Here is a 24,457-nt window from a genome sequence, read left to right as displayed (position 1 = left end):
TTTGTTTTTTTTTTTTTTTTTTTGTTTTTTTTTTTTTTTTTTTTGGGGGGGGGGGGGGGGGGTTTTTTTTTTTTTTTTTTTTGTTTTTTTTGGGGGGGGGGGGGGGGGGGGGGGGGGGGCGTTTTTTTTTGGGGGGGGTTTGGGGGGGGGGGGGGGGGGGCGCCCGCCCCCCCCCCGACCCCACCCGAGAATTAGCAGTACAGACGACGACATAGGGGACATAGTGCTCGACGTCAACTTCTTCGACGAGCTGCGCATTGGTCTCGCCACCGCCGACGACATCCGTCAGTGGTCGCACGGCGAGGTCAAGAAGCCTGAGACGATCAACTACCGCACCCTGAAGCCGGAAAAGGACGGGCTCTTCTGCGAGAAGATCTTCGGTCCGCAGCGGGACTGGGAGTGCTACTGCGGTAAGTACAAGCGCGTCCGGTTCAAGGGCATCATCTGTGAGCGCTGCGGCGTCGAGGTGACTCGCTCCAAGGTCCGTCGTGAGCGGATGGGGCACATCGAGCTCGCCGCCCCGGTGACCCACATCTGGTACTTCAAGGGCGTTCCGAGCCGGCTGGGCTACCTGCTGGACCTCGCTCCCAAGGACCTCGAGAAGATCATCTACTTCGCCTCGTACGTCGTGACGAGCGTGGACGCGGAGTCGCGTCACCGCGACCTCTCGACGATCGAGAACGAGATCCTGGCCGAGAAGCGGCAGTCCGAGAACAGCCGCGACTCGGAGATCGAGAAGCGGGCCGCCAAGCTCGAGGCCGACCTGGCCGAGCTGGAGGCCGAGGGTGCCAAGGCGGACGTCCGGCGCAAGGTCAAGGAGGGCGGAGAGCGCGAGATGCGCCAGATCCGCGACCGGGCCCAGCGCGAGATCGACCGCCTGGACGAGGTGCTGGACACCTTCCGCAAGCTGGAGCCGAAGCAGCTGGTCACCGACGAGCTGCTCTACCGCGAGCTGCGCGACCGGTTCGGTGAGTACTTCACCGGTTCCATGGGCGCCGAGGCGATCAAGGCGCTGGTCCAGAACATGGACCTCGACGCCGAGGCCGAGAGCCTGCGGGAGACCATCCGGTCCGGTAAGGGCCAGCGGAAGATCCGGGCGCTCAAGCGACTCAAGGTCGTCGCGGCGTTCCTGAACACCCGCAACTCGCCGCTCGGCATGGTGCTGGACTGCGTCCCGGTCATCCCGCCGGACCTGCGCCCGATGGTGCAGCTCGACGGTGGCCGCTTCGCGACCTCCGACCTGAACGACCTGTACCGCCGCGTGATCAACCGGAACAACCGTCTCAAGCGGCTGATCGACCTCGGCGCGCCCGAGATCATCGTCAACAACGAGAAGCGGATGCTCCAGGAGGCCGTCGACGCGCTGTTCGACAACGGCCGTCGCGGCCGGCCGGTCACCGGCCCGGGTAACCGCCCGCTCAAGTCGCTGTCCGACATGCTCAAGGGCAAGCAGGGCCGGTTCCGCCAGAACCTGCTGGGCAAGCGCGTCGACTACTCCGGCCGTTCGGTCATCGTGGTCGGCCCGAAGCTCAAGCTGCACCAGTGCGGTCTGCCCAAGCAGATGGCGCTGGAGCTGTTCAAGCCCTTCGTGATGAAGCGGCTGGTCGACCTCAACCACGCACAGAACATCAAGTCCGCCAAGCGGATGGTCGAGCGTCAGCGCCCGGTCGTGTGGGACGTGCTGGAAGAGGTCATCGGCGAGCACCCGGTGCTGCTCAACCGGGCGCCGACCCTGCACCGCCTGGGCATCCAGGCCTTCGAGCCGCAGCTGGTCGAGGGCAAGGCGATCCAGATCCACCCGCTGGTCTGCACCGCGTTCAACGCCGACTTCGACGGTGACCAGATGGCGGTGCACGTGCCGCTGTCCGCCGAGGCTCAGGCCGAGGCGCGGATCCTGATGCTGTCGTCGAACAACATCCTCAAGCCGGCCGACGGTAAGCCGGTCACCATGCCTACCCAGGACATGGTCATCGGTCTGTACCACCTCACCCACCTCACCGCCGGTGAGAAGGGCGAGGGCCGGGCGTTCAGCTCGGACGCCGAGGCGCGGATGGCCTTCGACAACGGCGAGCTGCACCTGCAGGCGCCGGTGAAGATCCGCCTGCGCAGCGTGGTCGGTGTCGACAACGGCAACGGCTCCGAGGCGTGGAGCGCCCCGGAGGGCTGGGTCGAGGGTGACCCGCTGACCGTGGAGACCACGCTGGGTCGGGTGCTGTTCAACGAGACGCTGCCGCAGGGCTACCGCTTCGTGAACTACGAGATCCGCAAGGGTCAGCTCTCCGCGATCGTCAACGACCTCGCCGAGCGCTTCCCCAAGGTGGCGCTGGCCGCCACCCTGGACGGGCTCAAGGAGGCCGGTTTCCACTGGGCCACCTGGTCCGGCGTGACGATCGGTATGGAGGACGTCATCGCTCCGCCGCGCAAGGCGGAGATCCTGGCGCGGTACGAGAAGGACGCCGACCAGATCGACAAGCAGTACCAGCGTGGTCTGATGACCGCCGAGGAGCGTCGCGGCGAGCTCATCGAGATCTGGACCAAGGCGACCAACGAGGTCGCCAAGGAGATGGACACCGCGCTGCCGCAGGAGAACCCGCTGTGGAAGATGATCAACTCGGGTGCTCGCGGTAACCTGCTCCAGCTCCGGCAGATCGCGGCGATCCGTGGTCTGGTGGCCAACCCCAAGGGCGAGATCATCCCGCGGCCGATCAAGGCCAGCTACCGGGAGGGTCTGTCCGTGCTGGAGTACTTCATCTCCACGCACGGTGCCCGTAAGGGTCTCGCCGACACCGCGCTGCGGACCGCCGACTCGGGTTACCTGACCCGTCGTCTGGTGGACGTCTCGCAGGACGTCATCATCCGCGAAGAGGACTGCGGCACCGACCGGGCGATCCCGATGCAGATCGGCGAGAAGCTGGACGGCAAGCTCGTCGTCCACACCCACGCCGAGACCAGCGTGCACGCCCGGACCCTCGCCGACGACATCAAGGGGCCGGACGGCACCGTGGTCGCCGAGCGCGGTCAGGACATCAACTCCATCGGGGTCGACAAGATCGTCGCTGCTGGTGTGGAGACGGTCCGGGTGCGCAGCGTGCTCACCTGCGAGTCGAAGCTGGGCGTCTGCGCGGCCTGCTACGGCCGGTCGCTGCCGACCGGTAAGTCGGTCGACATCGGCGAAGCGGTCGGGATCATCGCCGCCCAGTCCATCGGTGAGCCCGGTACGCAGCTGACGATGCGTACCTTCCACACCGGTGGTGTCGCGGGTGAGGACATCACCCAGGGTCTGCCGCGTGTTCAGGAAATCTTCGAGGCTCGGGTCCCGAAGGGTAAGGCGCCCATCGCCGACACCCCCGGTCGGATCCGGATCGAGGATGGCGAGCGCTCGCGGAAGATCATCGTGGTGCCGGACGACGGCAGCGAAGAGATCGTCTACGACAAGATCTCGAAGCGGGTCAAGCTCCGTACCCACGACGGCGGTCACGTCGCGGTCGGCGAGAAGCTGACCGAGGGCACCATCGACCCGCACGAGCTGCTGCGGATCATGGGTCCGCGGGCGGTCCAGGTCCACCTGACCAGTGAGGTCCAGGAGGTCTACCGCTCGCAGGGTGTGCTCATCCACGACAAGCACATCGAGATCATCATCCGCCAGATGCTCAAGCGGGTGACGGTCATCGACTCCGGCTCGACCGAGTTCCTGCCGGGTGTGCTCGTCGACCGGGCGCTGTTCGAGTCGGAGAACCGCCGGCTCGTCTCGGAGGGCGGCGAGCCCGCCGCTGGTCGTCCGGTGCTGATGGGTATCACCAAGGCCTCGCTGGCCACCGACTCCTGGCTCTCGGCGGCCTCCTTCCAGGAGACCACCCGGGTGCTGACCGACGCTGCGATCAACTCGCGCAGCGACTCGCTGGTCGGCCTCAAGGAGAACGTGATCATCGGAAAGCTCATCCCGGCCGGTACCGGCATCAGCAAGTACCGCAACGTCCGGGTGGAGCCGACCGAGGAGGCCAAGGCCAAGGTCTACTCGATGACCGGTTACCCGGAGACCGACTACGGGTTCGGGCCGGCCAGCGGGCAGGCAGTGCCGCTGGACGACTTCGACTTCGGGTCGTACCGCTAAGCACCAGTCACACGACGAGGCCCCCGGTGAAAGCCGGGGGCCTCGTCGTGTCCGTGCCCACCCACCCCCGGGCCGGGTTCGGCATGATGGGGGGATGACGACCGCACCCGGGCAGGTGTCCGTCGCCCAGCAGGGCCTGCGCCACCCGCTGGACCCGGACCCGGCCCGCGCCACGAAGGCGCGGGCGGTCTTCGCGCTGGGCCTGCTCGGCATGCTGACCGGGCTGTTCATCGGTGGCGTGGTGCCGGCCACGGTGGCCCTGCAACTGGCCCGGCAGGCGCGCCGCGAGGCGTACGCCTCGGGGGGTTTCCTGACCGGCGGCGTCTGGCTGCGACGGGGGGAGTGGATGGCCTGGACCGGCCTGGTGCTGGTCGCGGTCAGCGTGGTGGCCGCGGTGGTCATCGGGGTGGTCCGGTTGGCCGGCGCCCCGTTCGGCCATGACTACCCGGCGAACATGGACTGAGCCACCGGTGACCGCGCCCGGCGCGGGCGGCGGTGCTCGCGGCGGTAGCCTGGCCGATGTCCGCCGAGTGGCGGTGGCGGCCTTTCGACAGGAGGACCTCGTGACGGAACCGGCGCGGCCCCCTGCGGACGAACCGGCCGGCCCGCCGGACCCGTCGACTCCGCCATCCGAGCCGAGCGACTGGGCGCGACCCGGTCCGAGCGGCGAGCCGCACCCACCGGTGTCCACCCCGGGCCCGCCGTCCCCCGCGGCGCCGCCCCCCGGTTGGGGTCCGAACGGCTGGGGCACGACCGAGGCGCCCGGCTCCGACCAGCCGTACCCGGTCTCCAACACACCGACCTCGACGCCGCAGGGCTGGGGCCCGCCCACCTCCGGGCCGGGTGTGCCGCCCGGCTGGGGCCCGCCGGCCGCTGGACCGGGAGTGCCGTACGGCTGGGGGCCGCACTCGTCTGCGCCGAGTGGGCCGCCCGGGTGGGGTCCGTCGTCGTCTGCGCCGGCTGGGTGGGGTCCGCCCTCGTCCGGGCCGGTTGCGCCGTACGGCTGGGGCCCGCCGCCGTCGTCCGGGCCCGGGGCGCCGCCCGGTTGGGGTCCGCCGCCGCCGGGGCACGGCCCCGGGTGGGGTGGCACGCCGGGGCGTTCGGTACCGCCGCCCACCGACGACCAACGCCGGCCGCCGAAGCGGGTGGAGGCGGTTTCGGGTACGCCGTTCGGCGTCGTGCACCTGGACGTGGCACCGGTCACCTCCGGGCCGGCCATCGGGGCGTTGGTGGCGGGGATCGCGTCACTTCTGGTCTCACTTCTGGTGATCTGCTTCGGAGTGGCCTTCAAGAACGACGGCGGGGCCTGGGCCTCTGGGGCGTTCGCCGCGCTGGGTGTGCTGGCCGGCGGGGCGGCGGTCGTCATCGGGCTGCTCGCCCGGAGGCAGGTCCGGCGGCCGACCGCGCCCTCCGCGGTCCAGTTCACCGGCCGCGGGCTGGCGATGGCCGGGATCAGCTGCGGCGCGGCGGGGGCACTGCTCAGCCTGCTGGGGCTGGGTCTTGCCCTGCTTCTCGCCCTGACGTGAGGGTCTTCGCCGACAGATCCGGCACCTGACGGGGGTTTTCAGCGGAAGGCTTCCGGTCAGCCCGGGGGCGATGGGTGCTTCTGCGGGGAAGCCGGTACACTTGCATTCGTAGGTGCCCATCGCGGGCGACAGGGCAGGACGAGATCCGGCCGGCGGGTGTGAGACAGTCGCCGGGCCATTCCGTTTTGACCTGGGCGGTTGTGGTAGGTACTCTTTCCCCTTGTGCCCGGGCATGCCCGGGCAACTCGTGCGTGCGCTGTTTCCGGCTTACGGGCGGCGGCACGACAAGCCAAAGATCCGGGGCGGGGCGACCCGCGCGCCGGTGACAAACCCGGTACGAACGCGAGAGCGTCGCAACGGGGCCGTGACGAGGGCGACACGCCCGACCGCGGGTGCCGGGGTCTCCGCAAGGCGACCCTGGTCGGAATGTAGGAGAGCCGGTCATCAGGCCGGCTAACGAGCAGACGGCGCGGCCGCGGATGCGGCCGAAGGGAGCGGAGAAACCCGGTGCCCACGATCCAGCAGCTGGTCCGAAAGGGCCGCCAGGCGAAGACGACCAAGACCAAGACCCCGGCGCTGAAGGGTTCCCCTCAGCGGCGCGGCGTGTGCACCCGTGTGTACACCACTACCCCGAAGAAGCCGAACTCGGCGCTGCGCAAGGTCGCTCGCGTGAAGCTCAGCAGCCAGATCGAGGTGACGGCCTACATCCCCGGCGTCGGTCACAACCTGCAGGAGCACTCGATCGTGCTCGTTCGCGGTGGCCGGGTGAAGGACCTCCCCGGCGTGCGTTACAAGATCGTTCGCGGCTCGCTGGACACCCAGGGTGTCCGCAACCGCAAGCAGGCGCGCAGCCGTTACGGCGCCAAGAAGGAGAAGAGCTGACATGCCGCGTAAGGGACCCGCTCCGCGGCGGCCACTGGTCGCTGACCCGGTGTACAACTCGCCGCTGGTCACCCAGCTGGTGAACAAGATCCTGCTCCGCGGCAAGCGTCAGCTCGCCGAGTCCATCGTGTACGCGGCCCTCGAGGGCTGCCGCGAGAAGTCCGGCACCGACCCGGTCGTCACCCTCAAGCGGGCGATGGACAACGTCAAGCCGACCCTCGAGGTGCGCAGCCGTCGTGTCGGTGGCGCCACCTACCAGGTTCCGGTCGAGGTCCGCCCGACCCGGGCGACCACCCTGGGCCTGCGCTGGCTGGTCACGTACTCCCGCGCCCGGCGCGAGAAGACCATGGTCGAGCGGCTGATGAACGAGCTGCTGGACGCGAGCAACGGCCTCGGTGCCGCCGTCAAGCGGCGCGAGGACACGCACAAGATGGCCGAGTCGAACAAGGCCTTCGCGCACTACCGCTGGTAACACCCTGGTTCCGGCGCCTCCGGGCGCCGGAACCGCCACCAGTTGAGTCGAGACGACGATAAGTAGGGATTGAAGTGGCCGCCGCAGACGCGCTCGCCAAGGTACGCAACATCGGCATCATGGCGCACATCGATGCCGGTAAGACCACGACCACCGAGCGAATCCTGTTCTACACCGGCATCACGTACAAGATCGGTGAGGTCCACGAGGGCGCTGCCGTCATGGACTGGATGGAGCAGGAGCAGGAGCGTGGTATCACCATCACCTCCGCTGCTACCAAGTGTGAGTGGAAAGACCACACGATCCAGATCATCGACACGCCTGGTCACGTCGACTTCACGGTCGAGGTCGAGCGGTCGTTGCGGGTCCTGGATGGTGCGGTCGCGGTTTACGACGGTGTCGCCGGCGTGGAACCGCAGACGGAGAACGTCTGGCGGCAGGCCGACAAGTACAACGTCCCGCGTATGTGCTTCGTCAACAAGCTCGACCGGACCGGCGCCGACTTCTTCCGCTGCGTGCAGATGATGATCGACCGGCTGAACGCTACCCCGCTGGTGCTCCAGATCCCGATCGGGCTCGAGGGTGACCACATCGGTGTCGTCGACCTGATCGGCATGCGCGCGCTCACCTGGCGCGGGGAGACCCAGAAGGGTGAGGACTACGCGGTTGAGGAGATCCCGGCCGAGCTGGCCGACTCCGCAGCCGAGTGGCGCGAGAAGCTGATGGAGACGTTGGCCGACGTCGACGACGCGGTGATGGAGAAGTACCTGGAGGGCGAGGAGATCTCCGTCGAGGAGATCAAGGCCGCCATCCGGCGTGCCACCATCGCCGGCAAGGCCAACCCGGTGCTCTGCGGCTCGGCGTTCAAGAACAAGGGCGTCCAGCCCATGCTCGACGCCGTGGTCGACTTCCTGCCGTCGCCGCTGGACGTTCCGGCGATCGAGGGTACGGCCACCGACGGCGAGACCCCGCTGCTGCGTAAGCCGTCCAACTCGGAGCCCTTCTCCGGCCTGGCCTTCAAGATCCAGACGGACAAGCACCTGGGCAAGCTCACCTACGTGCGGGTCTACTCCGGCACGCTCGATTCCGGCTCCCAGGTGGTCAACTCCACCAAGGACCGCAAGGAGCGGATCGGCAAGATCTACCAGATGCACGCCAACAAGCGGGAAGAGCGTCCGTCGGCGCAGGCCGGCGACATCATCGCCGTGCAGGGTCTCAAGCAGACCACCACCGGCGACACTCTCTCCGACCCGGCGAACCCGGTGATCCTGGAGTCGATGACCTTCCCGGAGCCGGTCATCTCGGTGGCGATCGAGCCGAAGACCAAGTCCGACCAGGAGAAGCTGGGCACGGCCATCCAGCGCCTGGCCGAGGAGGACCCGACCTTCCGCGTCCAGCTGGACGAGGAGACCGGTCAGACGGTCATCTCCGGCATGGGTGAGCTGCACCTGGACATCCTGGTCGACCGGATGCGCCGCGAGTTCAACGTCGAGGCGAACGTCGGCAAGCCGCAGGTGGCGTACCGCGAGACCATCCGCCGCAAGGTGGACAAGGTCGAGTACACCCACAAGAAGCAGACCGGTGGTTCCGGCCAGTACGCCCGCGTGATCGTGAGCGTCGAGCCGCTTCCGCTGGACAACGACTCGCCGACCTACGAGTTCGCCAACGCCGTCAGCGGCGGCCGCATCCCCCGGGAGTTCATCCCCTCGGTGGACGCCGGTGCGCAGGACGCGCTGCAGTACGGCATCCTGGCGGGCTTCCCGCTGGTCGGCGTGAAGCTGACCCTGCTGGACGGCCAGTACCACGAGGTCGACTCGTCGGAAATGGCATTCAAGATCGCCGGCTCGATGGTGATGAAGGACGCGGCCCGCAAGGCCGATCCGGCACTGCTCGAGCCGATGATGGCCGTTGAAGTCACCACTCCTGAGGAGAACATGGGTGACGTCATCGGTGACCTCAACTCCCGCCGCGGCATCATCCAGGCGATGGAGGAGCGCAGCGGCGCCCGCATCGTCCGGGCCCTGGTGCCGTTGTCGGAGATGTTCGGCTACGTCGGCGACCTGCGGTCGAAGACCCAGGGCCGGGCTAGCTACAGCATGCAGTTCGACTCCTACGCCGAGGTTCCGCAGAGCGTCGCGAAGGAGATCATCGCCAAGGCAACGGGCGAGTAGCGCTCTGAGCAGGTGATTCGTGGTTGGTCGCGGGAGGGTTCACCCGCCCGCGGCCACCACGATCGGATCGCGTGAGACCGGGCCTGTAGGCTTCATCGCCGCAGAACCCACAAAGGCTCTCCGGCCGTCAGGCCGGAAAGGCTGTCGACAGAGTCCTAAGCGCCGACCGGCGCGCCGGGCGTACGAACCAAGAAGTCCACAGGAGGACACCAGTGGCGAAGGCTAAGTTCGAGCGGACTAAGCCGCACGTCAACATCGGCACCATTGGTCACATCGACCACGGTAAGACGACGCTGACGGCGGCCATCACCAAGGTCCTGCACGACCAGTACCCGGACCTGAACCCCTACACGCCGTTCGACGAGATCGACAAGGCGCCGGAGGAGAAGGCCCGCGGCATCACGATCTCGATCGCGCACGTCGAGTACCAGACCGAGTCGCGGCACTACGCGCACGTCGACTGCCCTGGGCACGCCGACTACATCAAGAACATGATCACCGGTGCCGCGCAGATGGACGGCGCGATCCTGGTGGTCGCGGCGACTGACGGCCCGATGCCGCAGACCCGCGAGCACGTGCTGCTGGCCCGTCAGGTCGGTGTGCCGTACATCGTCGTGGCGCTCAACAAGAGCGACATGGTCGATGACGAGGAGCTCCTGGAGCTCGTCGAGCTCGAGGTCCGTGAGCTGCTCTCCTCGCAGGAGTACCCGGGTGACGACCTGCCGGTCGTTCGGGTTTCGGCGCTGAAGGCCCTCGAGGGTGACCCCGAGTGGACCGGCAAGCTGCTGGACCTGATGACCGCTGTCGACACCTCGATCCCGCAGCCGGAGCGCGAGGTCGACAAGCCGTTCCTGATGCCGGTTGAGGACGTCTTCACGATCACCGGTCGTGGCACCGTCGTCACCGGTCGCGTGGAGCGCGGCGTTCTCCTGCCGAACGAGGATGTTGAGCTCGTCGGTATCAAGGAGAAGAGCTTCAAGACCAAGGTCACCGCGATCGAGATGTTCCGGAAGACCCTGGACGACGCCCGCGCAGGCGAGAACGTCGGCCTGCTGCTGCGTGGTACCAAGCGCGACGAGGTCGAGCGCGGCATGGTCGTCGTGAAGCCGGGCTCGAACACCCCGCACACGGAGTTCGAGGCGACGGTCTACATCCTCTCCAAGGAGGAGGGTGGCCGTCACACCCCGTTCTTCCAGAACTACCGGCCGCAGTTCTACTTCCGGACCACGGACGTCACCGGTGTCGTCACCCTCCCCGAGGGCACCGAGATGGTCATGCCGGGTGACAACACGTCCATGTCGGTGAAGCTGATTCAGCCCATCGCCATGGAGGAGAACCTCAAGTTCGCGATCCGCGAGGGTGGCCGCACCGTCGGCGCCGGGTTCGTCACCAAGATTAACAAGTGAGCTAGGTAACCCCGATTAGACCCGCCGCCGGTCGTGCGGCATACTAGTCAGGTTGCGTAACGACAGTTCGTCGCCTGTGTTCGGCTTTCGCTGAACCTCCGGGTGGCGAGGCAGTCGAGCGTAGGGTGGTTGGCGGCCCAGTCGCCAACCACCCTCGCACGGCGTTCAGGTCGCGGTAATGCGATCGGCGCCTTGACCCCCCGTGCGGTCAGCACCACTCCGGTACCTAGGGGCGGAGCTCGGCCCGAGGGCGCGACACGCCCGACCGCGGGGGTCGGCGAAGTGGGCCTGTACCAGCCGGTACAGGCGCCCGCAACACAGCGGCATCGAGAGAAGGAACAGAAGCCACCATGGCGGGACAGAAGATCCGCATCCGGCTCAAGGCCTATGACCACGAGGTCGTCGACTCCTCGGCTCGGAAGATCGTCGAGACGGTGACGCGCACCGGGGCGCAGGTCGCGGGCCCGGTGCCGCTGCCCACGGAGATCAACCGTTTCTGCGTTATCCGCTCGCCGCACAAGTACAAGGACTCGCGCGAGCACTTCGAGATGCGCACTCACAAGCGGCTGATCGACATCATCGACCCGACCCCGAAGACGGTCGACTCGCTCATGCGCCTCGACCTGCCGGCTGGCGTCGACATCGAGATCAAGCTGTAGGGACCGGACAAATGGACAGGCAAGTCAAGGGGATCCTGGGCGCCAAGCTCGGCATGACCCAGGTCTGGGAGAACAACCGTGTTGTTCCCGTGACCGTGGTCGAGGCCGGCCCGTGCGTCATCAGCCAGGTTCGTAGCGCCGAGAAGGACGGTTACTCCGCGGTCCAGCTCGCGTACGGCACCATCGACCCGCGCAAGGTCAAGAAGCCGATCAGCGGGCACTACGCCAAGGCGGACGTGGCGCCGCGCCGGCACATCGTCGAGCTGCGCACCACGGACGCTGGGGAATACTCGCTCGGCCAGGAAGTCACGGTCGAGGAGTTCCCGGCCGGCGTCACCATCGACGTCACCGGCAAGACCAAGGGCAAGGGCTACGCCGGCCCGATGAAGCGGCACGGCTTCCACGGCCTGGGCGCCGGGCACGGCGTCGAGCGCAAGCACCGCTCGCCCGGCTCCATCGGCGCCTGCGCCACTCCGGGTCGTGTCTTCAAGGGCACCCGGATGGCCGGTCGTATGGGTGGCGTGCGGTACACCGTGCAGAACCTCACCGTCCAGGCGGTCGACACCGAGAACAACCTGCTGCTCGTCCGGGGTGCCATTCCTGGTCCCAAGGGCGCGCTCGTTCTGGTCCGTACCGCGGCCAAGAGCAAGGTGAAGAAGGGCGGTGCGGCCAAGTGACCACCGTTGACGTGCGCACCGTCGAAGGCACCACCAGCGGCTCCGTGGAGCTGCCGGAGGACATCTTCGACGTGCAGGCCAACGTCGCGCTGATGCACCAGGTCGTGGTGGCCCAGCTCGCGGCGGCCCGACAGGGCACGCACAAGGCCAAGACCCGCGGCGAGGTCGCCGGTGGCGGCAAGAAGCCGTACAAGCAGAAGGGCACCGGTCGCGCCCGGCAGGGCTCGATCCGCGCGCCGCAGTTCGCCGGCGGTGGCGTCGTGCACGGTCCCGTGCCGCGCGACTACAGCCAGCGGACCCCGAAGAAGATGAAGGCCGCCGCTCTGCGGGGTGCCCTCTCCGACCGGGCCCGCGCCGGGCAGGTGCACGTCGTCGAGGCGTTCGTCTCGGGCGAGAAGCCGTCGACCAAGGCGGCCCTGGCCACGCTGACCAAGCTCACCGAGGCCCGTCGGGTCCTGGTCGTGCTGAGCAGCACCGACGAGCTGAACTGGGTGTCGCTGCGCAACGAGCCGCGCGTGCACCTGATCGAGTCCGGCCAGCTGAACACGTACGACGTGCTCGTGGCCGACGACGTGGTCTTCACCAAGGACGCCCTGGACGAGTTCCTGGGCGTGCCCGCCGAGACCACCGAGGAGGGTGGCAAGTGAGCACGATCGCCGACCCGCGCGACATCATCGTGGCGCCGGTCGTCTCGGAGAAGAGCTACAGCGAGCTGAACCGGAACTGGTACACCTTCCTGGTGCACCCGGACGCGAACAAGACCGAGATCAAGATCGCTATCCAGCAGATCTTCAACGTCCGCGTCCTGACGGTCAACACGCTCAACCGCCAGGGTAAGCGCAAGCGCACCAAGACCGGCTTCGGTCAGCGCAAGGCGACCAAGCGGGCGATCGTGAAGCTGGCTGACGGTGACCGCATCGAGGCCTTCGGCGGCCCGGTCAGCTGAGGGGTGTAGACAATGGCTATCCGTAAGTACAAGCCGACGACGCCGGGCCGACGTGGCTCGAGTGTCGCTGACTTCGCCGAGATCACCCGGTCCACGCCGGAAAAGTCGCTGCTGGCTCCGTTGCCGAAGAAGGGCGGGCGTAACGCCCACGGCCGGATCACCACGCGGCACCACGGTGGCGGTCACAAGCGTCAGTACCGTCTGATCGACTTCAAGCGGGTCGACAAGGACGGCGTGCCGGCGAAGGTCGCTCACATCGAGTACGACCCGAACCGCACGGCGCGCATCGCGCTGCTGCACTACGCCGACGGCGAGAAGCGGTACATCCTCGCGCCGAAGGACATGAAGCAGGGCGACCGCGTCGAGTCCGGTCCGGGCGCCGACATCAAGCCGGGTAACAACCTGCCGCTGCGCAACATCCCGGTCGGTACCACGATCCACAATGTGGAGCTGCGTCCGGGCGGCGGGGCCAAGCTGGCCCGTTCCGCAGGCGTCGGCATCCAGCTGCTCGGCCGCGAGGGCGCGTACGCGACCCTGCGTATGCCGTCCGGCGAGATCCGGCGGGTGGACGTGCGCTGCCGCGCCAGCGTCGGCGAGATCGGCAACGCCGACCAGTCGAACATCAACTGGGGTAAGGCCGGCCGGATGCGGTGGAAGGGCAAGCGCCCGACCGTCCGTGGTGTCGCCATGAACCCGGTCGACCACCCGCACGGTGGTGGTGAGGGTAAGACCTCCGGTGGTCGCCACCCGGTCAACCCGCAGGGTAAGCCCGAGGGCCGCACCCGCCGTAAGGGCCAGCCGAGTGACCGGCTGATCGTCCGCCGCCGCTACGCCACGCGTAAGCGCGGCTGAGGGAGATAAGACATGCCTCGCAGCCTGAAGAAGGGCCCGTTCGTAGACGACCACCTGCTCAAGAAGGTGGAAGTTCAGAACGACAAGGGCTCCAAGAACGTGATCAAGACCTGGTCGCGGCGCTCGACGATCATCCCCGAGATGCTGGGGCACACGATCGCCGTGCACGACGGACGCAAGCACGTCCCGGTGTTCGTGACCGAGGCGATGGTCGGGCACAAGCTCGGCGAGTTCGCGCTGACCCGCACGTTCAAGGGTCACGAGAAGGACGACCGGAAGAGCCGTCGGCGCTGACGCCGCCAGGCATACGGATAGAGGGAACAAGGGGTTACAGCGATGCCAGGAAAGGGCGACGCTCCGGTGCTTCCGGGCGCGCGGGCGGTTGCGCGGCACGTGCGCATCTCGCCGATGAAGGCGCGCCGGGTGGTCAACCTCGTCCGCGGCCTGCCCGCGAAGGAGGCGCTCACGGTGCTGCAGTTCGCGCCGCAGGCTGCGAGCGAGCAGGTGTACAAGGTGCTCGCTAGCGCGATCGCCAACGCGGAGAACAACGAGCGGCTGGACCCCGACGCGCTGCTCGTCAGCGAGGCCTTCGTGGACGAGGGCCCGACGATGAAGCGGTTCCAGCCGCGGGCGCAGGGTCGGGCGTACCGAATCCGCAAGCGCACCTGCCACATCACTGTGGCGGTCGAAGCGGTCGCGCCGGCAGCGCCGAGGAAGGCCGCGGCGAAGAAGGCCGCCCCGGCCACGGAGGCCGCACCGGCCGAAGCGCAGAGCAAGACGGAGGACGCCGAGTAATGGGTCAGAAGGTTCACCCCACTGGGTTCCGGCTCGGCATCTCGACCGACTGGAAGTCCCGCTGGTTCGCGGACAAGCTCTACAAGGACTACATCGGCGAGGATGTCAAGATCCGCCGCATGATGTCCAAGGGCCTCGAGCGTGCCGGGATTTCCAAGGTCGACATCGAGCGCACCCGCGACCGGGTCCGGGTCGACATCCACACCGCCCGGCCGGGCATCGTCATCGGCCGTAAGGGTGCGGAGGCCGACCGGATCCGCGGCGAGCTTGAGAAGCTCACCGGCAAGCAGGTTCAGCTGAACATCATCGAGGTGAAGAACCCCGAGTCGGACGCTCAGCTGGTCGCGCAGGGCGTGGCCGAGCAGCTGTCCAGCCGGGTCAGCTTCCGTCGGGCGATGCGCAAGGCCATGCAGTCGGCGATGAAGAACCCGGTCTGCAAGGGCATCCGGGTTCAGGTCTCGGGTCGCCTCGGCGGCGCCGAGATGAGCCGGACCGAGTTCTACCGTGAGGGCCGGGTTCCGCTGCACACGCTGCGGGCCAACATCGAGTACGGCTTCTTCGAGGCCCGTACCACGTTCGGTCGGATCGGTGTGAAGGTCTGGATCTACAAGGGCGACGCCGTCCCGGGCCGGGAAGCTCCGGCCGAGGCCGGCCCGTCCCGCCCGCGTCGTGGTGAGCGCGGCGACCGTCCCGAGCGTCCGCGCCGTGGCCGGTCGGGTTCGTCCGGCACCACGGCTGGTGGCACCGAGGCCGGTCGGGCTGCTGCGACCACCATCGCGCAGCAGGCCGAGACGCCGAGCGGCGAGCCGGTCGACAGCGCAGCTGTCGCCGCCGCTGCTGCTCCGGCAGAAACGCAGCAGGAGGGCTGACAGATGCTGATGCCGCGCAAGCCCCCGAAGGGCTTCCGCAAGCCGCACCACCCGGACCGCAGTGGCGCGTCCAAGGGTGGTAACCGGGTGGTGTTCGGCGAGTTCGGGATCCAGGCTCTCGAGCCGGCGTACGTGACGAACCGGCAGATCGAGTCGGCACGTATCGCGATGACTCGCCACATCAAGCGTGGTGGCAAGGTCTGGATCACGATCTTCCCGGACCAGGCCCTCACCAAGAAGCCTGCCGAGACCCGGATGGGTTCCGGTAAGGGTTCGCCCGAGTGGTGGGTTGCCAACGTCAAGCCGGGGCGGGTTCTCTTCGAGATGTCCTTCCCCAACGAGCAGACCGCGCGAGAGGCCATGCGTCGCGCGATCCACAAGCTCCCGATGAAGTGCCGCATTGTTACGCGCGAAGTGGGTGAATCCTGATGGCAGCGGGCGTTAAGGCGACCGAGCTGCGTGAGCTCTCCGAAGAGGAGCTGGTCACGAAGCTGCGGGAGGCCAAGGCGGAGCTGTTCAACCTCCGCGTGCAGGCCGCAACCGGGCAGCTGGACAACAACCGGCGGTTGCAGGTCATCCGTCGGGAGATCGCCCGGATCTACACGATCATGCGTGAGCGCGAGCTGGGGCTCTCGGCCGCGCCGACTGAGGTGACTGCATCATGACCGAAGAGACCGCCACCGCCGCCGCGCGGTCGCGCCGCAAGGTCCGCGAGGGCCTGGTGATCAGCGACAAGATGGACAAGACCGTCGTTGTCGAGGTCGAGGACCGGGTTCGGCACGCGCTGTACGGCAAGATCATGCGCCGTACGGCCAAGCTGAAGGTGCACGACGAGCAGAACGCCGCTGGCACCGGTGACCGGGTTCTCATCATGGAGACCCGGCCGCTGAGCGCCACCAAGCGTTGGCGGATCGTGGAGATCCTGGAAAAGGCCAAGTAGCGAAGGCTCGAGCTCGCCCGGCGTTGCGTCGGGCGTAGGTTCCGCCAGGCTCCGGCCGCTACGGCGGCCGGAGAACCGGCAGACATAGGAGATAGACGTGATTCAGCAGGAGTCGCGACTGCGCGTCGCCGACAACACGGGTGCTCGGGAGATCCTGTGCATCCGGGTTCTCGGCGGCTCGGGTCGGCGCTACGCGAGTATCGGCGACGTCATCGTGGCCACGGTCAAGGACGCGATCCCGGGTGCCGGTGTGAAGAAGGGCGACGTCGTCAAGGCTGTCGTCGTTCGCACGGCCAAGGAGAGGCGGCGTCCGGACGGCTCGTACATCCGCTTCGACGAGAACGCCGCCGTCATCATCAAGGACGGCGGGGACCCGCGTGGAACCCGTATCTTCGGCCCGGTGGGCCGGGAGCTGCGGGACAAGCGGTTCATGAAGATTATCTCCCTCGCGCCGGAGGTGTTGTGACCGTGAAGGTCAAGAAGGGCGACACGGTCGTCGTCATCGCCGGCAAGGACAAGGGTGCCAAGGGCAAGGTCATTCAGGCCTACCCGCGGCAGGACAAGGTCCTGGTCGAGGGCGTGAACCGGGTCAAGAAGCACACCCGCATCAGCACCACCCAGCGTGGCGCCAAGACCGGCGGCATCGTCACTCAGGAGGCCCCGATCCACGTCTCGAACGTGCAGGTCCTGGACTCCGACGGCAAGCCGACCCGCGTCGGTTACCGGATCGACGACAACGGCCAGAAGGTCCGCATCGCGCGTAGCACCGGTAAGGACCTGTGATGACCACGGCTACCGAAAAGACCCTGCCGCGCCTCAAGGAGCGGTACCGCAACGAGATCGTGGCCCAGCTGCGTGAGCAGCGCAGCTACGGCAACCCCATGCAGGTGCCGCGGCTGGTCAAGATCGTCGTCAACATGGGTGTCGGCGAGGCTGCTCGCGACGCCAAGCTGATCGACGGCGCGGTCCGCGACCTCGCCACGATCACCGGCCAGAAGCCGCAGGTGCGGCGGGCGACCAAGTCCATCGCGCAGTTCAAGCTCCGCGAGGGCATGCCGATCGGCGCGAAGGTCACCCTTCGCGGTGACCGGATGTGGGAGTTCATGGACCGGCTGCTCTCCATCGCGCTGCCGCGTATCCGCGACTTCCGCGGCTTGGACGGGCGCAAGCTGGACGGGCACGGCAACTACACGTTCGGTCTGACCGAGCAGTCGGTGTTCCACGAGATCGACCAGGACCGGATCGATCGCCAGCGGGGCATGGACATCACGGTGGTCACGACCGCCACGACCGACGACGAGGGCCGGGCGCTGCTCAAGCTCCTGGGCTTCCCGTTCAAGGAGAACTGAGATGGCCAAGAAGGCGCTGATCATCAAGGCGGCCGCGAAGCCGAAGTTCTCGGTTCGCGCGTACACCCGCTGCCAGCGGTGCGGGCGTCCGAAGGCGGTCTACCGCAAGTTCGGGCTCTGCCGGGTCTGCATCCGGGAGATGGCTCACCGCGGTGAGCTGCCGGGCGTGTCCAAGGCTTCCTGGTAAGGGCGACCGCGTCCCGGCCGTCGGCCGGGAACTCCTGCACCGATTAGGTATTGCTCTTCGCCGTAGGCCCGGGGCTGATGCCCCGGGAACCCCGGCGAGAAAGGCTGACGAAATCCATGACGATGACCGACCCGATCGCAGACATGCTCACGCGTCTGCGTAACGCCAACCAGGCGTACCACGATCAGGTGAAGATGCCCTACTCCAAGATCAAGGCGAACATCGCCGAGGTCCTGAAGGCCGAGGGTTACATCGCCACCTGGTCGGTCGAGGAGCCCGAGGAGGGCGCCGTCGGCAAGCGACTGGTCGTCGAGCTGAAGTACGGCCAGAACCGCGAGCGGAGCCTGGCCGGCATCAAGCGCGTGTCCAAGCCCGGTCTCCGGGTGTACGCCAAGTCGGACGGGCTCCCGCGGGTGCTCGGTGGGCTGGGCGTGGCGATCATTTCGACGTCCCAGGGGCTGCTGACCGACCGGCAGGCCCGCAAGCGGAGTGTTGGCGGGGAAGTCCTCGCCTTCGTCTGGTAACGGGAGACAGGTAGAAATGTCGCGAATTGGACGTAAGTCGATCCCGGTACCAGCCGGCGTCGACATCACGATCGACGGGCAGACCGTCAAGGTCAAGGGCCCCAAGGGCCAGCTCCAGCACACCCTCGCCGAGCCGATCACGATCGAGCGGGCCGAGGATGGGCAGCTGAGCGTCAACCGGCCGAACGACGAGCGCAAGGCCAAGGAACTCCACGGCCTGAGCCGTACGCTGGTTGCCAACATGATCGTCGGGGTCACCGAGGGCTACCGCAAGAGCCTGGAGATCGCCGGCACCGGTTACCGGGTCACCGCCAAGGGTTCGGACCTCGAGTTCGCGCTCGGGTTCTCGCACCCGGTGGTCGTCCCCGCCCCGGCGGGCATCACCTTCACGGTGGAGCGGCCGACCCTGTTCCACGTGGCTGGCATCGACAAGCAGCAGGTCGGTGAGGTCGCCGCCAACATCCGGAAGATCCGCCCGCCGGAGCCCTACAAGGGCAAGGGCGTCAAGTACCAGGGCGAGGTCATCCGCCGCAAGGCTGGAAAGGCAGGTAAGAAGTGAGCGCCACGCTGCTCAAGCGCCGCCGCGGTGTCGCCGCCAAGCGCGCCGTTGGGCGTGCGCGTCGACACTTCCGCGTCCGCAAGAACGTCAGCGGTACGGCCGAGCGTCCGCGCCTGGTCGTCACCCGCTCGCTGCGGCACATGGTCGCCCAGGTCGTCGACGACACCAAGGGTCACACCCTGGCATCGGCGTCGACCCTGGACGCCTCGCTGCGCGGTGCGGAGGGCGACAAGAGCGCCCTGGCCGGCAAGGTGGGCGCGCTGCTCGCCGAGCGGGCCAAGGCCGCCGGCGTCTCCAAGGTCGTCTTCGACCGCGGCGGCAACCGGTACGCGGGGCGAGTCGCCGCGCTTGCCGACGCCGCCCGCGAAGCCGGGCTCGAGTTCTAACAACCCCGTCACGAGAGAGAAGGAAGGCTGCTGATGCCAGGTCAACAGCGCCGTGGCGGCGGGTCCGGTGGCAACGAGGGTGGTCGCCGCGACAACCGCCGTGAGGGCGGCCGCGGAAACGCGCCCGTCGAGAAGACCCCGCACCTTGAGCGGGTCGTCGCGATCAACCGCGTCGCCAAGGTCGTGAAGGGTGGTCGTCGCTTCAGCTTCACCGCCCTGGTGATCGTGGGCGACGGCGACGGCACGGTCGGCGTGGGCTACGGAAAGGCCAAGGAGGTGCCCGCGGCCATCGCCAAGGGTGTCGAGGAGGCCAAGAAGCACTTCTTCAAGGTCCCGCGGATCGGTCAGTCGATCCCGCACCCGGTGACGGGTGAGGACGCCGCTGGTGTGGTGCTGCTCAAGCCGGCCTCGGCCGGTACGGGTGTCATCGCCGGTGGACCGGTGCGTGCCGTGCTGGAGTGCGCTGGGATCCACGACGTGCTCTCCAAGAGCCTCGGTTCGTCGAACCCGATCAACATCGTGCACGCCACCGTGGCGGCCCTGAAGGGGCTTGAGTCCCCCGAGCAGGTCGCGGCGCGTCGTGGTCTGCCGGTGGAGGACGTCGCGCCGGCCGCCATGCTGGCGTCGCGTGCGGGGGTGGCGCACTGATGGCACGCCTGAAGGTCACCCAGCTCCGATCCGGTATCGGGACCAAGCACAACCAGCGTGAGTCGCTGCGTTCGCTCGGTCTCAAGCGGATCAACGACGTGGTGGTCAAGGAGGACCGGCCCGAGATCCGCGGCATGATCTTCACTGTGAGCCACCTCGTGAAGGTCGAGGAGGTCGAGTAATGACGATCAAGGTGCATCACCTGCGCCCGGCGCCCGGTTCCAAGACCGCGAAGACCCGTATGGGTCGCGGTGAGGGTTCCAAGGGCAAGACCGCTGGTCGCGGTACCAAGGGTTCCAAGGCCCGCAAGAACATCTCGGCGGCGTTCGAGGGTGGGCAGATGCCCATCCACATGCGCCTGCCGAAGATGAAGGGCTTCAAGAACAAGTTCAAGGTGGTCTTCCAGGTGGTCAACCTGGACCGACTCGCTGAGCTGTTCCCGAATGGTGGTCAGGTCGGCCCGCTGGAGCTCGTCGAGTCCGGCGCGGTCCGCAAGGGTCACCCGGTCAAGGTCCTCGGCACCGGGGACCTCGGCGGTGTGGCGCTCCAGGTGTCCGCGCACGCGTTCAGTGCGTCGGCCAAGGAGAAGATCGCTGCTGCCGGTGGCTCCGCCACCGAGCTGTAAGGCGTACGACCATGGCGCCCGTCCAGTTGAGAGCAACTGGCGGGCGCCATGGTCTGCCTGGGGCCTGAGCGCCCGGTAACATCGGAAGCGATTTATGTAGTCGGGCGCATCTGCCCGGACCGGGGTGAGGCTGTTAGAGTCCCATCCCAGCCATGGATTGCGGGCACTCGCCCGTGATCCACCCCGACCCGCCAGGGATCACCGGCGGCCCGCCTCGCGCAGGAGGAAGAAGTTGCTGTCCGCCTTTCTCAGTGCGTTCCGTACGCCTGACCTGCGCAAGAAGCTGCTGTTCACAGTAGGCATCATTGCGGTCTACCGGCTGGGTGCAACGCTCCCCAGCCCGGGCGTCTCGTACGGCAACGTGCAGAAGTGCCTCGACACCATCCAGGGTGACACCACCGGGGTGGTGAACCTTCTCAACCTCTTCTCCGGCGGAGCGCTGCTACAGCTCTCGGTCTTCGCGCTGGGCATCATGCCCTACATCACCGCGTCGATCATTCTGCAGCTGCTGACCGTCGTGATCCCCCGCCTTGAGCAGCTCCGCAAGGAGGGCCAGGCCGGTCAGGCGAAGATCACCCAGTACACCCGCTACCTGACCCTCGGTCTCGGTGTGCTGCAGGCCTCGGCGTTCGTGGCCCTGGCCCGCTCGGGCCAGCTGTTCCAGAACAAGTGCGACCAGTTCCCGATCATCCCGACCGGCACCGGCATCCCGGACTGGCTGACCCTGGCCATCCTGGTGATGACGATGACCGCCGGCACCGGCATGGTCATGTGGCTCGGTGAGCTGATCACCGACCGTGGCGTCGGCAACGGCATGTCCGTCCTGATCTTCACCTCGATCGCGGCGCGGCTGCCCAGCGAGGGCTGGCAGATCAAGACCAGCAAGGGCTGGGACATGTTCGCCCTGGTCATCGCGCTGGTCCTGGTGGTCATCACCGCTGTCACCTTCATCGAGCAGGCGCAGCGCCGGATCCCGGTGCAGTACGCCAAGCGGATGATCGGCCGGCGGATGTACGGCGGCACCTCGACCTACATCCCGCTCAAGGTCAACCAGGCGGGTGTGATCCCGGTCATCTTCGGCTCGTCGTTGCTCTACCTGCCGCAGTTGGCGCTGCAGTTCTTCGACCAGACCGACCCGGGCAAGACCCAGTCGTGGATCCAGAACAACCTGGTCAACCCGAGCAGCCCGATCTACATCTCGGTCTACTTCCTGCTGATCATCTTCTTCACGTACTTCTACGTCTCGATCACGTTCAACCCGACCGAGGTCGCGGACAACATGAAGAAGTACGGCGGGTTCGTGCCGGGCATCCGCCCGGGCAAGCCGACCGCCGACTACCTGGACTTCATCCTCAGCCGGATCACCCTGCCGGGCGCGCTGTACCTCGGCGTCATCTCGATCCTGCCGAACTTCTTCTTCATCTGGCTGGACAACCAGCAGTACCAGAACTTCCCGTTCGGCGGCACCGCTGTGCTCATCATGGTCGGCGTCGGTCTGGAGACCGTGAAGCAGATCGAGAGCCAACTCATGCAGCGGAACTACGAAGGGTTCCTGCGGTAGATGAGACTCGTTCTGGTTGGCCCGCCGGGCGCGGGCAAGGGCACGCAGGCCGAGTTCATCGCCGCGCACCTCTCGGTGCCGAAGATTTCGACCGGAGACATCTTCCGGTCGAACGTCACCCAGGGCACGCCGCTCGGTGTCGAGGCGAAGCGGTACATGGACGCGGGCGAGCTGGTTCCGGACGAGGTCACCATCAACATGGTCCGGGACCGGCTGGCCGAGCCCGACGCCAGCGAGGGTTTCCTGCTCGACGGCTTCCCGCGGACGACTCCGCAGGCGGCCGCTCTGGACAAGCTCCTGGCCGATCTGGGCACTGCCCTGGATCTGGTCCTGGAGCTGGTCGTCGACGACGACGAGGTGATCCGGCGGCTCTCCGGCAGGCGTACCTGCCGGGGCTGCGGCAAGATCTGGCACGTCGAGTTCGACGCCACCACCCGGCCCGGCATCTGTGACCGGTGCGGCGCCGAGCTGTTCCAGCGCGACGACGACAAGCCGGAAACGATCGCCACGCGGCTTCGTGAGTACAGCGAGAAGACCGCACCCCTGGTCGACTACTACGGCGCTCAGGGCAAGCTGGTCGGGATCGACGCCACCGGGCCGGTGGAGGACGTCACCACCCGGGCCATCGACGCGTTGCGGTCGTACGGCGGCTGAGGTCCGGCCGGGCCACGGCGGATAGAGTGCGAACAGCGGGGTACGCGTTATGTGCCCCGCTGTTCGGCAACGAAAGGTAACCGCTCCATGCGTCGTCCCCAGCTGGACATCCAGCTGAAGACCCCTGACCAGATCGAGAAGATGCGGGCCGCCGGGCTGGTGGTGGCCGAGGCGCTGCGCCGGATGCGGGAGGCTGTGGCCCCCGGTGTGAGCACCGCCGATCTGGACGCCATCGCCGAGGCGACCATCCGCGAGGCGGGTGGCGTTCCGTCGTTCAAGGGCTACCACGGTTTTCCGGCGTCGATCTGCTCCTCGCTCAACGAGCAGGTCGTGCACGCCATCCCGTCGCCGAAGCAGGTGCTTCAGGCCGGTGACCTGATCTCCATCGACTGCGGCGCGGTGCTGGACGGGTGGCACGGCGACTCCGCGATCACGGTCGGGGTCGGTGACGTCGACCCGGCGCTGCTGAAGATGGCCGAGGTCGCCGAGGACGCGATGTGGGCCGGCATCGCCGCCGCGGCGCGTGGCGCCGCCAGCGGCAAGGGCCGCCTCACCGACATCTCGCACGCCGTGGAGACCGCTGTCCGCAAGGGCGGCCGGTACGGCATCGTCGACGGCTACGGCGGGCACGGCATCGGCACCGAGATGCACCAGGACCCGCACGTGCTCAACCACGGGCGGCCGGGCAAGGGTCCGCGACTGGTCCCTGGGATGGCCCTGGCCATCGAGCCGATGATCACGATGGCGTCCCCGCGTACCGCCGAGTTGGCCGACGGGTGGACCGTCGTCACCCGGGACGGGTCGGTGGCCGCGCACGTCGAGCACTCGATGGCGCTGCTGCCGGACGGCGTCTGGGTGCTCACCGCGTTCGACGGTGGCCGGGCGCGCCTGGGCGACCTGGTGACCGCCCGCCAGCCCGCGGCCACAAAAACCTCCTGACCTCTTCCGTTGATCATGAAGTTGTTGCCCTGACACGGCGGCCGGGCGGGCGACAAATTCTTGATCGACCGGCGTCCGGGGTCGGGCGGAGTGGCGCGACGGTGGCATGCTTGCCGGCATGGACGGGCGCGACGGGATACGAGCCGCGGATTCGGACCGTGCGGCGGTGGCCGACCGGTTGCGGGTCGCCCTCGACGAGGGCCGACTTGATCTGCACGAGTACGACGAGCGGTTGCAGCGGGCCTACGCGGCACGCACGTACGCCGATCTTGAGGCCCTGCTCACCGACCTGCCGCCGGTGACGCCGGCGCAGCGGTCGGGCCTGGCGCCGGTCGCCGGGCCGACGGTGAGCCTGCTGGGCGACCAGCTCGGTCCGGGCCCCAGCAGGGGCGTCACCGCACGCTGGATGGCCGAGGTGTGGTTTCCGTACCTGCGGGTGATCGCCATCGTGGTGACCATCTGGGCGGTGACGTCGGTGCTCAGCCAGGACCTGCTCTACTTCTGGCCGGCCTGGGTGGCGGGGCCGTGGGGCGCGGTGCTGGTGGTCCGCACGGTCAGCGGGCTGGCCGCGAAGGAGCCCCAACGCCAAGCCGTCAAGCGCCAACGTCGCCGAGAGCGCAAGCAGGCAAAGCGCGCCCTCAAAACGGACGACCAGCCCCCAGCCTCCTGAACCACCCCGCCCGCCCGTGCGGTGATCATGAAGTTGCTGCCGCCGTCGT

General features: G+C 67.7%; 32 protein-coding genes. All 32 read left to right on the top strand.

Annotation, left to right across the window (positions count from 1 at the left end):
• Window positions 1-223 precede the first annotated feature (223 nt).
• Window positions 224-4,111, top strand: coding sequence for a DNA-directed RNA polymerase subunit beta' (locus ACFYP0_RS24005; RefSeq protein WP_386997632.1), 3,888 nt, complete (start codon window positions 224-226; stop codon window positions 4,109-4,111).
• A gap of 94 nt (window positions 4,112-4,205) precedes the next feature.
• Entirely contained in the window at window positions 4,206-4,574 is a 369-nt protein-coding gene (locus ACFYP0_RS24000; RefSeq protein ID WP_091402409.1) for a hypothetical protein, read from the top strand.
• A 682-nt stretch (window positions 4,575-5,256) separates the two neighbouring features.
• Window positions 5,257-5,637 carry a hypothetical protein gene (locus ACFYP0_RS23995; RefSeq protein WP_357008049.1) on the top strand — a complete coding sequence of 127 codons (381 nt, stop codon included), beginning with the start codon at window positions 5,257-5,259 and terminating at the stop codon, window positions 5,635-5,637.
• Window positions 5,638-6,144: 507 nt separating this feature from the next.
• The gene (gene rpsL / locus ACFYP0_RS23990) at window positions 6,145-6,519 is read left to right on the top strand and encodes a 30S ribosomal protein S12 (RefSeq protein ID WP_007465318.1); all 375 of its coding nucleotides are present in this window, start codon (window positions 6,145-6,147) and stop codon (window positions 6,517-6,519) included.
• A gap of 1 nt (window position 6,520) precedes the next feature.
• Window positions 6,521-6,991: a 30S ribosomal protein S7 gene (gene rpsG / locus ACFYP0_RS23985; protein ID WP_007465317.1), complete on the top strand. Its 471-nt coding sequence runs from the start codon at window positions 6,521-6,523 to the stop codon at window positions 6,989-6,991.
• Between the two features lie 74 nt (window positions 6,992-7,065).
• A complete protein-coding gene (gene fusA, locus ACFYP0_RS23980; protein ID WP_030489584.1) occupies window positions 7,066-9,162 on the top strand; it encodes an elongation factor G in 2,097 nt (698 codons plus the stop codon).
• Window positions 9,163-9,374: 212 nt separating this feature from the next.
• Window positions 9,375-10,568 (top strand): elongation factor Tu, encoded by a 1,194-nt coding sequence (gene tuf / locus ACFYP0_RS23975; protein ID WP_030489585.1) that lies wholly within the window; start codon window positions 9,375-9,377, stop codon window positions 10,566-10,568.
• A 350-nt stretch (window positions 10,569-10,918) separates the two neighbouring features.
• The gene (rpsJ, locus tag ACFYP0_RS23970) at window positions 10,919-11,227 is read left to right on the top strand and encodes a 30S ribosomal protein S10 (RefSeq protein ID WP_007073037.1); all 309 of its coding nucleotides are present in this window, start codon (window positions 10,919-10,921) and stop codon (window positions 11,225-11,227) included.
• 11 nt (window positions 11,228-11,238) lie between these two features.
• Window positions 11,239-11,904 carry a 50S ribosomal protein L3 gene (rplC, locus tag ACFYP0_RS23965; protein ID WP_091402403.1) on the top strand — a complete coding sequence of 222 codons (666 nt, stop codon included), beginning with the start codon at window positions 11,239-11,241 and terminating at the stop codon, window positions 11,902-11,904.
• Complete coding sequence (rplD, locus tag ACFYP0_RS23960) at window positions 11,901-12,551, top strand: 50S ribosomal protein L4 (RefSeq protein ID WP_030489587.1); 651 nt, start codon at window positions 11,901-11,903, stop codon at window positions 12,549-12,551. The genes rplC and rplD overlap by 4 nt, the downstream gene beginning before the upstream one ends.
• The gene (gene rplW, locus ACFYP0_RS23955) at window positions 12,548-12,850 is read left to right on the top strand and encodes a 50S ribosomal protein L23 (RefSeq protein WP_007465304.1); all 303 of its coding nucleotides are present in this window, start codon (window positions 12,548-12,550) and stop codon (window positions 12,848-12,850) included. The genes rplD and rplW overlap by 4 nt, the downstream gene beginning before the upstream one ends.
• Window positions 12,851-12,862: 12 nt before the next feature.
• Entirely contained in the window at window positions 12,863-13,702 is an 840-nt protein-coding gene (rplB, locus tag ACFYP0_RS23950) for a 50S ribosomal protein L2 (RefSeq protein WP_053653944.1), read from the top strand.
• 12 nt (window positions 13,703-13,714) lie between these two features.
• Complete coding sequence (gene rpsS / locus ACFYP0_RS23945; protein ID WP_007465299.1) at window positions 13,715-13,996, top strand: 30S ribosomal protein S19; 282 nt, start codon at window positions 13,715-13,717, stop codon at window positions 13,994-13,996.
• Between the two features lie 42 nt (window positions 13,997-14,038).
• Entirely contained in the window at window positions 14,039-14,497 is a 459-nt protein-coding gene (rplV, locus tag ACFYP0_RS23940) for a 50S ribosomal protein L22 (RefSeq protein ID WP_007465297.1), read from the top strand.
• Complete coding sequence (rpsC, locus tag ACFYP0_RS23935; protein ID WP_007465294.1) at window positions 14,497-15,366, top strand: 30S ribosomal protein S3; 870 nt, start codon at window positions 14,497-14,499, stop codon at window positions 15,364-15,366. Before rplV ends, rpsC begins: the two co-directional genes overlap by 1 nt.
• A gap of 3 nt (window positions 15,367-15,369) precedes the next feature.
• Window positions 15,370-15,795: a 50S ribosomal protein L16 gene (gene rplP, locus ACFYP0_RS23930; RefSeq protein ID WP_053653940.1), complete on the top strand. Its 426-nt coding sequence runs from the start codon at window positions 15,370-15,372 to the stop codon at window positions 15,793-15,795.
• Complete coding sequence (gene rpmC / locus ACFYP0_RS23925) at window positions 15,795-16,031, top strand: 50S ribosomal protein L29 (RefSeq protein ID WP_007465283.1); 237 nt, start codon at window positions 15,795-15,797, stop codon at window positions 16,029-16,031. The genes rplP and rpmC overlap by 1 nt, the downstream gene beginning before the upstream one ends.
• Entirely contained in the window at window positions 16,028-16,306 is a 279-nt protein-coding gene (rpsQ, locus tag ACFYP0_RS23920; protein WP_030489590.1) for a 30S ribosomal protein S17, read from the top strand. Before rpmC ends, rpsQ begins: the two co-directional genes overlap by 4 nt.
• 97 nt (window positions 16,307-16,403) lie before the next feature.
• Window positions 16,404-16,772 carry a 50S ribosomal protein L14 gene (gene rplN / locus ACFYP0_RS23915; protein WP_007465279.1) on the top strand — a complete coding sequence of 123 codons (369 nt, stop codon included), beginning with the start codon at window positions 16,404-16,406 and terminating at the stop codon, window positions 16,770-16,772.
• Complete coding sequence (gene rplX / locus ACFYP0_RS23910) at window positions 16,769-17,089, top strand: 50S ribosomal protein L24 (protein WP_172899047.1); 321 nt, start codon at window positions 16,769-16,771, stop codon at window positions 17,087-17,089. Before rplN ends, rplX begins: the two co-directional genes overlap by 4 nt.
• Window positions 17,089-17,655, top strand: a complete 567-nt coding sequence (rplE, locus tag ACFYP0_RS23905; RefSeq protein ID WP_091402385.1) for a 50S ribosomal protein L5 — start codon at window positions 17,089-17,091, stop codon at window positions 17,653-17,655. The genes rplX and rplE overlap by 1 nt, the downstream gene beginning before the upstream one ends.
• Window position 17,656: 1 nt before the next feature.
• Entirely contained in the window at window positions 17,657-17,842 is a 186-nt protein-coding gene (locus ACFYP0_RS23900) for a type Z 30S ribosomal protein S14 (protein ID WP_007465272.1), read from the top strand.
• 116 nt (window positions 17,843-17,958) lie between these two features.
• Window positions 17,959-18,366, top strand: a complete 408-nt coding sequence (gene rpsH, locus ACFYP0_RS23895) for a 30S ribosomal protein S8 (RefSeq protein ID WP_007465270.1) — start codon at window positions 17,959-17,961, stop codon at window positions 18,364-18,366.
• A gap of 16 nt (window positions 18,367-18,382) precedes the next feature.
• Window positions 18,383-18,925, top strand: coding sequence for a 50S ribosomal protein L6 (gene rplF / locus ACFYP0_RS23890; protein WP_124860508.1), 543 nt, complete (start codon window positions 18,383-18,385; stop codon window positions 18,923-18,925).
• Window positions 18,922-19,311 carry a 50S ribosomal protein L18 gene (gene rplR, locus ACFYP0_RS23885; RefSeq protein ID WP_091402381.1) on the top strand — a complete coding sequence of 130 codons (390 nt, stop codon included), beginning with the start codon at window positions 18,922-18,924 and terminating at the stop codon, window positions 19,309-19,311. Before rplF ends, rplR begins: the two co-directional genes overlap by 4 nt.
• A gap of 33 nt (window positions 19,312-19,344) precedes the next feature.
• Window positions 19,345-19,959, top strand: a complete 615-nt coding sequence (rpsE, locus tag ACFYP0_RS23880) for a 30S ribosomal protein S5 (RefSeq protein WP_074314587.1) — start codon at window positions 19,345-19,347, stop codon at window positions 19,957-19,959.
• The gene (gene rpmD, locus ACFYP0_RS23875; RefSeq protein ID WP_007465262.1) at window positions 19,959-20,141 is read left to right on the top strand and encodes a 50S ribosomal protein L30; all 183 of its coding nucleotides are present in this window, start codon (window positions 19,959-19,961) and stop codon (window positions 20,139-20,141) included. Before rpsE ends, rpmD begins: the two co-directional genes overlap by 1 nt.
• Window positions 20,141-20,584 carry a 50S ribosomal protein L15 gene (gene rplO, locus ACFYP0_RS23870; protein ID WP_355498998.1) on the top strand — a complete coding sequence of 148 codons (444 nt, stop codon included), beginning with the start codon at window positions 20,141-20,143 and terminating at the stop codon, window positions 20,582-20,584. The genes rpmD and rplO overlap by 1 nt, the downstream gene beginning before the upstream one ends.
• Before the next feature lie 232 nt (window positions 20,585-20,816).
• Window positions 20,817-22,145, top strand: coding sequence for a preprotein translocase subunit SecY (gene secY / locus ACFYP0_RS23865; protein WP_124860510.1), 1,329 nt, complete (start codon window positions 20,817-20,819; stop codon window positions 22,143-22,145).
• Complete coding sequence (locus tag ACFYP0_RS23860; RefSeq protein ID WP_088950228.1) at window positions 22,146-22,799, top strand: adenylate kinase; 654 nt, start codon at window positions 22,146-22,148, stop codon at window positions 22,797-22,799.
• Window positions 22,800-22,886: 87 nt separating this feature from the next.
• Window positions 22,887-23,738, top strand: a complete 852-nt coding sequence (gene map / locus ACFYP0_RS23855; protein WP_355498995.1) for a type I methionyl aminopeptidase — start codon at window positions 22,887-22,889, stop codon at window positions 23,736-23,738.
• A gap of 118 nt (window positions 23,739-23,856) precedes the next feature.
• The gene (locus ACFYP0_RS23850; RefSeq protein ID WP_124860514.1) at window positions 23,857-24,408 is read left to right on the top strand and encodes a DUF1707 SHOCT-like domain-containing protein; all 552 of its coding nucleotides are present in this window, start codon (window positions 23,857-23,859) and stop codon (window positions 24,406-24,408) included.
• The last annotated feature ends 49 nt before the right edge of the window (window positions 24,409-24,457 follow it).

Origin of the sequence: Micromonospora arida, assembly GCF_042873195.1 — a bacterium.
GTDB lineage: Bacteria > Actinomycetota > Actinomycetes > Mycobacteriales > Micromonosporaceae > Micromonospora > Micromonospora arida.
Note: the sequence above shows the minus strand (reverse complement) of the source record. Positions and strands in the feature narration are given on the sequence as shown.